This window comes from Pseudomonadota bacterium (assembly GCA_039196715.1).
Lineage (GTDB): Bacteria > Pseudomonadota > Gammaproteobacteria > CALCKW01 > CALCKW01 > CALCKW01.
The window spans coordinates 1-10,902 of record JBCCUP010000112.1 but is presented as its reverse complement, the minus strand read 5'-3'; the positions used below and the strand labels follow the sequence as shown (position 1 = coordinate 10,902).

The 10,902-nt window shown below is 63.7% G+C and carries 9 protein-coding genes; 1 reads left to right on the top strand and 8 read right to left on the bottom strand.

The genetic code is table 11. The annotated features are described in order from the left end of the window. Positions 1-247 (bottom strand): C4-dicarboxylate ABC transporter (locus AAGA11_21610; protein MEM9605470.1); only part of this gene is annotated, 247 nt, incomplete at its 3' end. 230 nt (positions 248-477) lie between these two features. Further along, complete coding sequence (locus tag AAGA11_21605; protein MEM9605469.1) at positions 478-1,173, bottom strand: hypothetical protein; 696 nt, start codon at positions 1,171-1,173, stop codon at positions 478-480. A gap of 757 nt (positions 1,174-1,930) precedes the next feature. Here AAGA11_21605 and lnt point away from each other — a divergent pair. Then, entirely contained in the window at positions 1,931-3,514 is a 1,584-nt protein-coding gene (lnt, locus tag AAGA11_21600; protein MEM9605468.1) for an apolipoprotein N-acyltransferase, read from the top strand. Between the two features lie 9 nt (positions 3,515-3,523). Here the strand turns inward: lnt and AAGA11_21595 are convergent, their stop codons facing one another. The 6 genes from AAGA11_21595 to AAGA11_21570 all read right to left on the bottom strand — a co-directional run bounded on the left by AAGA11_21595 (position 3,524) and on the right by AAGA11_21570 (position 10,762). Further along, positions 3,524-4,066 (bottom strand): hypothetical protein, encoded by a 543-nt coding sequence (locus AAGA11_21595; GenBank protein MEM9605467.1) that lies wholly within the window; start codon positions 4,064-4,066, stop codon positions 3,524-3,526. 229 nt (positions 4,067-4,295) lie between these two features. Next, positions 4,296-5,756, bottom strand: coding sequence for a two-component system sensor histidine kinase CreC (gene creC, locus AAGA11_21590; protein MEM9605466.1), 1,461 nt, complete (start codon positions 5,754-5,756; stop codon positions 4,296-4,298). Between the two features lie 2 nt (positions 5,757-5,758). Beyond that, positions 5,759-6,460, bottom strand: coding sequence for a two-component system response regulator CreB (gene creB, locus AAGA11_21585; GenBank protein MEM9605465.1), 702 nt, complete (start codon positions 6,458-6,460; stop codon positions 5,759-5,761). Then, positions 6,457-7,032 carry a class GN sortase gene (locus tag AAGA11_21580; GenBank protein ID MEM9605464.1) on the bottom strand — a complete coding sequence of 192 codons (576 nt, stop codon included), beginning with the start codon at positions 7,030-7,032 and terminating at the stop codon, positions 6,457-6,459. Before AAGA11_21580 ends, creB begins: the two co-directional genes overlap by 4 nt. Beyond that, a complete protein-coding gene (locus tag AAGA11_21575) occupies positions 7,029-9,131 on the bottom strand; it encodes a marine proteobacterial sortase target protein (GenBank protein MEM9605463.1) in 2,103 nt (700 codons plus the stop codon). Before AAGA11_21575 ends, AAGA11_21580 begins: the two co-directional genes overlap by 4 nt. Before the next feature lie 419 nt (positions 9,132-9,550). Continuing rightward, entirely contained in the window at positions 9,551-10,762 is a 1,212-nt protein-coding gene (locus AAGA11_21570; protein ID MEM9605462.1) for an HlyD family type I secretion periplasmic adaptor subunit, read from the bottom strand. Between the last annotated feature and the right edge of the window lie 140 nt (positions 10,763-10,902).

Sequence of the window (10,902 nt, the reverse complement as noted above, 5' to 3'; positions counted from 1 at the left end):
CCACCGCGCCACTGCCCACCGCGCCCGGCACTTCCTTGTCCTTGAAGAGCTGGGCCGACGGGAAGAGTTGCATCTTCAATTCGCCGCCCGACTTCTCGTCGATGATGCGGCCGAAGTCCTGCCAGTTGACGCCCAACGAGTGGGTCTCGGGCAACTGCAAGGTGACACGGATGGTCTCCGCGCTCGCGGCAAGCGGGGCGACAGACAGGGACAGCGCAGCAACGGCGCCAAGAAAAACGTGTTTCACGGGCGATCCTCCATACCAGCCAAAACAGACTCCGGACGGTATCGAGAATTAATTGCCGGTGCAACTGACCCGGGGCAGCGCCACCACGTGACCCTGCATCGAAAGACACTCGCGAAACACGAAACAGTGGGACGCTGCAGCGACGGGCTGGCCAAGCAGTACGACGCCCCGCACCGCGCCCACCGGGTGTGGCTGACGCAGTGCGGGGTGCCGTTCCTCGCTCTAGGTCATCAGGTCCAATGGAAGTGCTTCATCTGGAACTTTTCGGTCTGGCCGTTCCGCTCGTAGAAGCACTGTTTACGCACACCCGGCTTGGGGTCGCCGAAGGTGCTGTTGTTGCACTGGATGTCCTTCACGCTTGAACCGAAGTACCGACGGTTCCAGCAGTCGCCCCAGCCGTAGTAGATCCAGCCCGGCTCCAGGTCACGGATCTCGTCGAAACCGCCGCCTTCCTTGCCGTAGTTGACCGTCCTGACAAACCGCACCGTGTCGCCTTCCATGCCTTCACGTTGCTCGTTCCTCGGGTGCACATCCTGATACACACCGTTGCACCGGTCGTCGATCTTGTCCATGTCGTAGCTGTCGGGACAGAACCGATCCCCAAGCAGCAGACTCAGGATGTCCATGGTCGCCGTGATGGCATCGGGGTACACGGTACCGGCGTTGACACAATTCTGCGCCGGAAACCCGAAGAACACCGGGAAAAACACCCTGGCGATAGTGCCGCTGAATGTGCCCGTGTTCGACCCCGGCCGTGACACGTCGACCGTGGTGGTCTTGCCGTTGTGAACGACTGTGACACCCCTCGCGTGCACGGGACTGGTCAGCCCCGCCGCTGTGACACTCACCGCCACGACCGCGCCGAGGCAGAAACGCCGTTTACCGACGACGCCCGTTTGGATCCACTTCTTTGCTTTCAAGAACATACGTTTCAACCTCTCCTTGTTTTTGACAACGCAACCCGGACTCGACCGTGAGTCCGTGTGTAAGCGCTTACATTCCCTGTCAGCGCTTTCACCTTGTGAAGGGCCCGCAGCGGCAGCAAACCCCTGATATTCCTAAAAGCGCTTGCATCCCCGACTGTGCGAGAATGAATGTAAGCGCTTACATTTCGCTGTGCCGTTTTTGGGCAATGTAAGCACTTGCATTACCTGCGAGCGCCGTGCCCCGGTGTAAGCGCATACATGGCACTGTGACCTACTGCAAGCACGCATCCCACGGAACGCCTGAGTCTTACGCTATCCGATCTTCGCGCGGATTACAAATCGGTCTTGCGCGCGCAGCGCTTGCTGCCAAAGCTCAATATTACAAGCTCGTCTCCGCCGTACCTGTGTCTGTCACCACTGACTGTCTCCACGTTTGTGCCCACCGGCACTGCATACACGAAGCAACCCACCGCGTTATGCCAAGCCTGAGATTCGGTTCACTCAAGTGATGACAGCCAGCGACCACACACTGCCCTGACCACGTGGCTGGCGGTCGGTTGCCTGCCCGAACACGCGCAGCGTACTATCGAACGCTGACTGCCACCCGCTTGCCGACGTGCACACAACGCCACCGAAAACCCACCCTGCCCTCGTTGCATAGCGCTGCCGTTCCCGCCTTGCCATGAGCTCGCTCGCACACAACGCCGGCATCGACACGCCTTCGCCCCGCAAACGCTTTCGCCTTCCTCGCGCTCCCATGCTTTTGTTGGCCGGTGCGCTGCTCGTGTTCGGCTTCGCGCCTTTCGGGCACTGGTACGTGGCCTTTGTGTCACTCGGTTTGTTCCTGTCGCTACTGTCGTTCGGCCACCGTCACCGCGCCACGCTCTGGCAGGTCGTGGTGCGCTCGGTGCTCTATGGGCTGGGCATGGCCGGCGCAGGCGTCTGGTGGATGTTTGCGCTGTTTCGCTACACCTACCAGTACGATGCCGCGACGTCACTGGTGCTCACGGTCGCATCGCTGAGCGCGCTGGCAGTCTTGTATTTTGCGCCACTCGGTGTGCTGCTCTGGGCCGCGTCACGGCTGCCGTTCAAGGCAATCACGTTCCCGTCTGCCTGGGTCTTGGCCGAGTGGCTTCGCACCGTGCCAGTCTTGGGTTTCCCGTGGTTTTTTGTCGGGACGGCCTTTGTCGAGACCCCGCTCATCGGCTACGCACCGGTTTTGGGCGTGTTCGGTGTGAGCTGGCTGGTGGCCTTCCTGTCCTATGCCCTCTACGCCTGCGCTCAACGCCTGACGGACGCACGCACCGGCCGCACCGCCGCACCAGCCCGATTGGTCGCGCTCACCGCCGGGGCGTTCACGGCCGTGTTCGCAATTGGCCTGGTGGGCCAACAGGTGGCCTGGACCGAACAGTCCGACACCGATCCGATCTCGGTCATGCTGATGCAGACGCACAAGACCAAGGCACCCCAACCACCGGCCGTGCTGACGACAGATTCACCGAACGCAAGCGACGGTCCGGTGCAGATCGAAAGCGACAAGAACGCGGAGACGCTGCTGAACCTGACCCTGGCTGCGCTGCGCGACAGTGCCACGCCGCCCGATGTGGTGGTGTGGCCCGAGAACGCCTTGTCCCGGTCGTACCGGGTGGACGGGGAAGACGTCATCGCGTTGCGCGACCGCATCCGCGCCGAAGGCGTGAGCGTCCTGACCGGCGCCGCGACATACATCGCGACCGGCGAGCGAGACCGCAGCTACCGCACCAGCCTCATTCACCTGGCCGACGAGCTGGCCTACTACCACAAGCAGCGCCTCGTGCCGGTCTACGAACACACGTCCTTTCCGACCTGGTTGGTGAGGATGCTTCCGGTGCTGGACTCGGGTCTCGTGACCCAACCGGAGTTGCAGCCGCAACGGCCGTTCCGCGTGGCGGGCCACGCCATCAGCGCGGCAATCTGCTTCGAAATGGTGTTTCCCGATCTGTGGGCGAGCCAGGCCGCGCAGGCGGGCGCCATGTTCACCGTCAGCAACGACGACGGCATCAGCTACAAAGGCCTCGGCGCGCACCACATCTTTCAGGCCGGGCAGATGCGGGCCGCCGAAACCCGCCGCGCCGTGGTCCGCGTGGCCAACGCCGGTATCTCCGCGATCATCGACCCGCACGGCCGCGTGCAGGAGAAACGGACCCTGCAGGCCGGCGTGATCCTCGGCGAGGTGAGCATGCGCAGCGGGACAACGCCCTTCATGCGGTTCGGGTCGACACCGGTGTTGGGGTTGAGCGTCGGGTGCCTCGTGCTGGCCGCCGGGGTGAGGTTTCGGCGGCCGAAGGCGCAACCGGCGTAGCCAGGCACGCTACCAACCGCAGTTGCGTGCAGGGACCGTGGTTTCGTCGTTGGTCAGAAAGGCGTTGTTTCGACTGCCGGCGAAGGACATGCCGTCCTCGAAAGCGCAGCCGAGCTGGATGCGGTTGCCGAGGATCTGTTCCTTGTACTGCAGGCACATCTCGACCGTCCAGTTGGTCGGCACGATGAACGAGTCGCGCCAGTTGTCCTCGATGGTGCCGTACACGCTGCAGATCTTCTGGCCCTGGGTGAGGCTGCCCGGCGAATTCTCGACCAGCTTGGAGGTGGTCTTGATGATTTCCTCGTTGCGGCTGCGGATCTGCACGGTTTCCCGCTCGAGGGTGATGAACTTTGCCTCGAGCGTGCCGGCCGAGTCGATCTGCACCGAAATCGACCGCCAGAGCGCAATGCCGATCAGCACAACACCGAACACCGTCAGGAAGACGCCACCGAGGCCGAAGGTGCCGTGCCGGAAGTACGCCGCTGACACCGTCAGGAGCATCAGCGAGCCGATGGCGATGCCCGCGATGATGGTGATGTCGACCATGTTCATGTCGCGTCCTCCCTGTGCGGTGTGGCGTGCGGAACACCGCTCAACGGCCCACTGCTGCCGATACAAACCGGGCAAGACACCCGTTTTACAACACTGTACCGGTGACGTGGCGACCGCCGCATGCCCAAAATGGGTCAAGGTGCCCCGCCTGTGCACGCACGTTTTTGAGGGGAGCACGGCTGCGCCCGGCCCACCGACCGTATGCGCGCGAACCGTTTCGGCGTGAAAATCAGTCGCTGAGTGGCAACACCCAGCGCGCCTGCACGGCCGATTGCCCGGCCAGCGTGGTGTTGTGCAGGCCGATGTGGCCGCTGTGCAGCGCGCAGATCTGCTCGACCACACAGAGGCCGAGCCCCGAGCTCTTGCGTTTGCTGTCGGGCCGCGCGGTGGAGAAGAAGCGCTCGAACAGCCGGGCCTGGGCGTAGTCGGGGATCGGCTCTCCGGTGTTGGTGACGGCGATCTCGACGCTTGGCGCGTCGCTCCCCGACGCGGTGACGGCGGTGGTCAGCTGCACTGTGCCCCCGGGCGCGCAGAAGTCGAGTGCGTTGGTGAGGAGGTTCGAGAGCGCGGTGGTCAGGAGGAAACGGTCACCGCGCACGTGGGCACCCGCCAGCGCCGTCGCCGCGACCTCAAGCGTGATGCCCTTCTGCCGCACGCGCGCGTCGATCGAAGTCAGCACCTCGTCGACCACCTCGGCGAGGCTGACCCGCTCGCCGTCGCTGCTCTCGCGGTTCTCGAGCGCCGCCAGCAGCAGCAACTGCTCGATGATCTGCTGCATGCGCGTGACTTCGGCGTCGATGTTCTCCATGAACTGCTGGCGCTTGGCCTCGGGCAGGTCGGTCTGTAGCAGCTCGGTGGCCGCCGAGATCGCGGCGAGCGGGCTCTTCAGCTCGTGCGTGAGCGTGTGGGTGTAGTTCTCGACGTAGAGCTTGCCGTCGAGCTCGGTGCGCAGGTGCTGTAGCGCGTCCGAGAGCTGGCTGAAGCCCGTTTCCATGAACATCGGCGGGCTCGCCTTCTTGCCGCGCCGCACCCGCTCGACGAAGCGCATGAGCTGATCGAGCATGCGCTGGTACCAGATCACCAGCGCGAGGCCGGTGAGCGTCAGCACCGCCAGCAAGCCAAGCCCGGCTGCAGTCAGGCGGTACTCGGCGTCGCCGATGAAGGCGACAATGCTCTGGTGCGGTTTGATGAGGGTGAAGACGCCCAGCAGTGTATCGCCGTCGCGGATGGGCGCGGCGACGTACATCTCGCCGCTGGTGATGTCCTCGGCGTCGCGCAAGGACGTGCGCGCGCCGTACTCGCCGAGCAGCGTGCGATGCACGTCGCGCCACTCGCTGTAGTCCTCGCCCACCTGGGCCGCGTCGCGCGAGTGGTAGCGCACCACGCCCGCCGCGTCGGTGATGTAGAACTGCATGTTGGTGTCGGACTTGAGGTGCGACCAGATCATCGCCTCGGGGTTGCGCTGCTGGTAGCGCGTGACCGCCGCGTCGAGCGCGTCAAACTCGGGCGTGCCGTCGACGAAGAGTGGCGTGAGCAACTCGGCCAGCAAATTGGCGTTGTCGACCATCGCCTCCTCGCTGATCTGCCGGAACGACGGTTTGATCTCGTCGAAGAACACGTTCCAGACGAAGATGAGCGTGACGCTCAGCAGGATGAAGTAGAAGATCGCCAGCCGGCCGAACACGCTCACGACTAGCCCGCCTTGCCGGTCACGCTGGTGTAGCTGTAGCCGAGGCCGTGGTGGGTCTTGATCGGCATGGCGTCGGGGTCGACCGCACGCAGCTTCTTGCGCAAGGTCTTGATGTGGGTGTCGACGGCGCGCTCGAAGCTCGTGTCCGGGTCCTCCCAGACCGCCTGCATCAGGTGGTCGCGGCTGAACACGCGGTTCGGCTGCTCGGCCAGGGTTTTCAGCAGGCGGTACTCGTAGCGGGTGAGGTCGAGCGGGGTGGCAACGTAGGTGATGCACTTGGCGTCGTCGTCGACCTGGAGCCGGTCGTCGGGTGTCGCCACCGTCACTGACGCAGCCGGCGTGCGGGTGTAGCGGCGCAAGACAACCTTGACCCGGCTCACCAGCTCGCGGAGGCTGAAGGGCTTGGTGACGTAGTCGTCGCCGCCGATCTCGAGGCCGATGAGCTTGTCGATCTCCTCCTGCCGCGCGGTCAGGAAGATGATGGGCACGTCCGACACCGCCTTGATCTCGCGGCAGAGCTCGAAGCCGCTGGTGTCGGGCAGGCCGACGTCGAGGATGATCAGGTCGATGGCCTCGCGCTCGAGCAGTGCGAGCGTGCCGGCGCCGAGGTCCAGCCAGTGGCAGCTGAACGACTCGGCTTCGAGCGCGTGGACCACCGCCTCGGCGATCGAGGGCTCGTCTTCGACGATGAGGATGTGTTTCAAGCGGGTTCCCGTCTCTGGCTGGCGCTGACCACAAGCCGCAACGGCGAGTTGGGCTGCACGCTGCGAAAAGGGTAGCAAGTCACCAGCAGCAGTTCGTTCTTTTCGCCGCGCAACAGCTGCGTGTGCCGGCTGTCCACCACCTCGATGCGCGAGACAGTGTAAGCGCGGGTGTCGCCGTCGCCCGCGTCGAGCTCGAGCGTGTCGCCGGCGGCCACGTCTTCGAGGAAGGCGAAGTGGCTGTCGTTGTGGCCTGCGATGATCGAGCGGCCAGAGGCACCGGGCCGTGCGCTGCCGACGAGGTGCCCCGGGCCGAAGGCCAACGCCTGGCCGCTGGTGGAGGAGAGCACGTAGACCGCCTCGTCCTGCCAGCGCAGCATCGCCACCGCGCTGAAGTCTGCCCAGGACCAGGGCTTGACCGCGTCGCCGGTCCCGTCCCCGCTCCGGTCGTGGGCGTGCCAGCTCCAGGCGATCAGCTGCTGGGCGACCACCGCCTTGAACTGCAGGTAGTTGGCGTGCGCGAGGCCGGCGACGCCCGCCCCCAACAGCAGCCAGAACGCGAGCCGCGCGATCATGCCGGCAGCCGGTCGAGCTCGGCGGACTCGCGCACCGTGCCCACCGAGAAGATGCGCCAGGCCTTGATCAGGGCCGCCGCCAGCAAGCTCAACAAGCTCACCAGGAAGGTCGGCAGGGTGCCGAGCGCCGTGGTCGGGAAGGCCATGCCCTGCGGCAGGATGTTGGCCACCTGGGTCTCGAGCAGCGGCTGGTCGGCGCGGCGCACCGGCTGATCATCAACAGCAACGTAGCTGGTGTACTCGCTCAGCACCCGGTGCTTGAGGGACACGTCGACAATCGCCTGGCGGAGCGCGGTGGGGTCACCCTGGCCCAGGTAGAGCTTGTCGTTGAGCGCGCGGATCTTCGCGCGGCCCCAGAGCGTGCTGACGCCCGCGGCCGGCGTGGCCTGCTGCAGCTGCAGCGGCACCGCAAGCGTCTCCCCGGCGAGCGTGCCTTCGAGCTGCACCGCACCGACCGGCTCGGACACGCGCAGCAGCACGTTGAGCGGCTCGCCGTAATACAGGTCCGGGATACGGTTCGGTTCGATCTCGAGCAGCTTGCCCTCGGCGTCGACCAACGCAATGTCGCGCATCGCCGGCGCGCTGATCTTGTCGAAGAGGCGCTGCATAGCGTCGTGCACGTCACCCACCTCGGCGATGGTCACCGAGGTGCCCTTGCCGAGCGTCGAGAGCTGACGAAAGAGGTACTGGTTCGGCGCCGAGCCGATGCCGACGCTGAAGAGCCGTGCATCGCCGAGAAACTGGTGCACCAGGCGGGTCAATGCGGCCTCGTTGCCGACCGCCCCGTCGGTGATGAACACCACCTGCTTCAGGTGCTCGGGCGACACCGCCGGGCGGCGCAGCGCCTGCAGCAACGCCGGCTCCATCTCAGTGCCGCCGCCCGCGTCGAGCTGCTGCACGAAGCGGCGCGCGGCGGAGAGGTAGTCCCCGCTCGCCGGGTGCGAGGCCGAAAAGAGGCTGCTGTGCTGGTCGTTGAATTCGATGATGTTGAAGCTGTCCTCGGGTGTCAGGCGGTCGAGGCCGTGCTGCAGCGCGGCGCGCGCCTGGCGAATCGGCTCGCCGCCCATCGAGCCCGAGGTGTCGATGATGAAGGTCACGTCCTTCGCCACCGCGCGCTGCGGGAAGGTCGCGGCGCTCGGCACCACACTCAGCAGCATGTAGTGTTCGGTTGCGGCGCCAGTCGGCGCCTCACCGTCCACCCCCGCGTCGGCCGACACCGACTCGACGTACAGCGTCGGCGCAGTGGCCGGGTTGTTCTGCTGCCAGCTCAGGTGAAAGTCCCGGTCCATCGGCTCGAAGCCGTTGCTGAGCTTCACGCTGTAGTGCATGTCGTCGTGCTGCTGCACCGCCACGAGGTGCGAGGTGCTGGTCGGCGCCAGCGCGGTGAAGCCCGTCTTCAACTCGATACGGATGTCGATCGGGTTGTTCGGCACACCCGAAGGGGTGTGCGAGAGCGCGGTGAAGAGCGGGTTCAGAAAAGTGTTCAGCCCGTCGTCGGATGGCGCGCGCTCTTCCGACTCCAGTTCCGGCACCGGGCCAAGCGGGCTGTAGCGCGGCGTCAGCGTGGTGGGCAGGCTCAGACGGTAGGTGTCGCCGTCCTGGCGCACCGTGTCGACGTAGCGGAGCTCGACGTCAATCTCCTCGCCCGCGCCGATGTTCGCCACAGCGAGGCGAAAGAGGTTCGGCCGCTCCAGCTGCAACAAGGCGGCCTGCTTGCCGTCCGCCTTGGCCGCGGCAAAGGTCGCCGCCGCCCGGGCCTTCTCGCGCAGCACCGCCTCCACCGTCCGCCCGCCGATGCGCACCAACAGGGAGTCCACCGAGGCACCGTCCGGCAAGGGGAACACGTATTCACCGGCGACAAAGTCCGGCCCCGTGTTCAGAAACTTCTGGGTGAGCGTGCCGTAGACCAGCAGCCCATTGACCTCGACATCGGCCCGCGCCGAGAGCAACACCGCGCTGTGCCGCGCCCCATCGCTGTCAACCACCGCAAAGTCACTCGCCCGCGCCGTCCCGGCGCTGATAGCCGAGAACAGCACCAGCAACGCACAGACCGCCAGACACCGCCCAAACGTGAAAAAGAACCCAATCGACTGCAACATGACCCTGTCTCCCCAATCTCGGATGGCAGCAGTCTAGGGAGGCGGTTTGAGGAACCGTTGTGGGAGTTGTGGGGGAATTGTGTGGTGGCGGGACGGACCTCTGCTTGTTAAGGGATAACAAAAACTACTCAACAACGATCAGGATCCGTTTTTTTCCACATCGCCGATAAGACTGCATCTGGTATGTAAACAGTGTCGCGGGCATTCAAAAATGCACCACCCGCGACAACCGCAATGTATTCGTTGTGGGCCACAACACGCTTACCGAATAAAAAACAGCGGCAACCGCCGCTCCTTCGCGCGTTTCCTGCACGTATGCAGGTTTGCATTTGCCTTTGTGTTTCCACACGATCTTTAGTCACCAAAACGGGCTCTGGCCAGTCTAATCAGCCCCCTCCACCGACTCAAGACTGTGCAAATTAGCGTTCACGCAAGGCTTCCATCAGAGCCACCTTTATTGGCGCAATGAAAAAATCTAACAGTGGACGTGTCTCCGTGATGATCTCAGCGCTCGCACTCATGCCAATGTGAATCGGTTCTGGGTGACCGTTTATCTCGAAACTCACTTCCCTGAGAGCCAATCGCGCTTTGTAAAACAAACCGGGCTGATCACTGAGCGGTGTAGCATCACCACTGATGTAGATCAGGTCGGCCGATACGCTGCCATAACGCGTATAGGGAAAAGCGTCAACTTTGATGCGGGCAGTCTGCCCGGCGCGCACGAAACCGGCTTCACGACTGGGTAGCATGACCTCCACAATGAGTTGGTCATTCGCGGGCACGAGCGTCAACAAGGCATCACCGGCGTTGACATACACGTCTTCAGCGTGAATTTGGAGCCCGTCAACGACGCCCGAGCGCGGCGCGACTATCCGTGCCCGGCCTATCTCGTGCTCGACCTGCTTCAGGCGAGCGAAGAGGTCGTCTGATCTTTCACGGTAAAGTTGCAATGACTCCGTCACGTCTAACTGAAACCGCCGGAAATGGTCTTGCTTGTCCTGGCTGAGTGCGTGCATACGAGTGGCGAGCAGGGCCAGTTGCGCCTCTATCTCCTGGGCAGACGCGCTCGCGTCTATCGACTGGATTTCTGTGGTCTGGGCGTCAAACTCAGAAATTGCCTCCCCAGCTCTCAACAAACGGCCGCGCTGCAACCGAGTATCCATGATCAGAGCGACTTGAACAGCGCGATCGAGCTGGACCTTCAGTACCCGCCGCTCTCGCTCAAGGGTATTGATCTGCCGTTGTGAAGACGCCATGCCATCGCTCTCCGCCGCCAACCGCTGCATCAGCCACCGTCTGTCGACAGAAGACATACCGCTGAGCCGTTGCGCGTCAGCGCCAACCGTCGGGCCGGACACCAAGTCGGCGAACTCGATCGTCGACATGTGCCTTAATGCGGTCTCGCGCGAGCGAATCATGTCGAGTTCAGCAATGAGCTGGTCCCGTCGAGTGACCAATGAGCCATCGTCTAACTGAATCAGTAAGTCTCCCTCCTCGACTGATTGGCCATCTTTGACCGCCAGCTGCGCAACCCGCTCTGAACTCGTCGCCCGCAACACCTTGACCTGGCCCGCCGGGACCACCTTGCCGGTCGCCTGGGTCACCACTTCGACTTCGGCGACGAAACCCACCGCGACAAAAATCCTCCGATCCACATAAGCTATAGATAATGACTGGTCCCTAAGTGGGCTAAGAAAAGAACCTTTAAAACCAAATGGAGCGTGATATCCTGGTGGTAATCAGTGCTAATGTATCATTTCAAATAGTGTTT

What these genes read in the sequence shown, in the direction of transcription:
- AAGA11_21575 (MEM9605463.1), bottom strand. Translation starts at nt 9,131, where the DNA reads ATGTTGCAGTCGATTGGGTTCTTTTTCACGTTTGGGCGGTGTCTGGCG.
- lnt (MEM9605468.1), top strand. Translation starts at nt 1,931, where the DNA reads ATGCTTTTGTTGGCCGGTGCGCTGCTCGTGTTCGGCTTCGCGCCTTTC.
- AAGA11_21595 (MEM9605467.1), bottom strand. Translation starts at nt 4,066, where the DNA reads ATGAACATGGTCGACATCACCATCATCGCGGGCATCGCCATCGGCTCG.
- AAGA11_21605 (MEM9605469.1), bottom strand. Translation starts at nt 1,173, where the DNA reads ATGTTCTTGAAAGCAAAGAAGTGGATCCAAACGGGCGTCGTCGGTAAA.
- AAGA11_21580 (MEM9605464.1), bottom strand. Translation starts at nt 7,032, where the DNA reads ATGATCGCGCGGCTCGCGTTCTGGCTGCTGTTGGGGGCGGGCGTCGCC.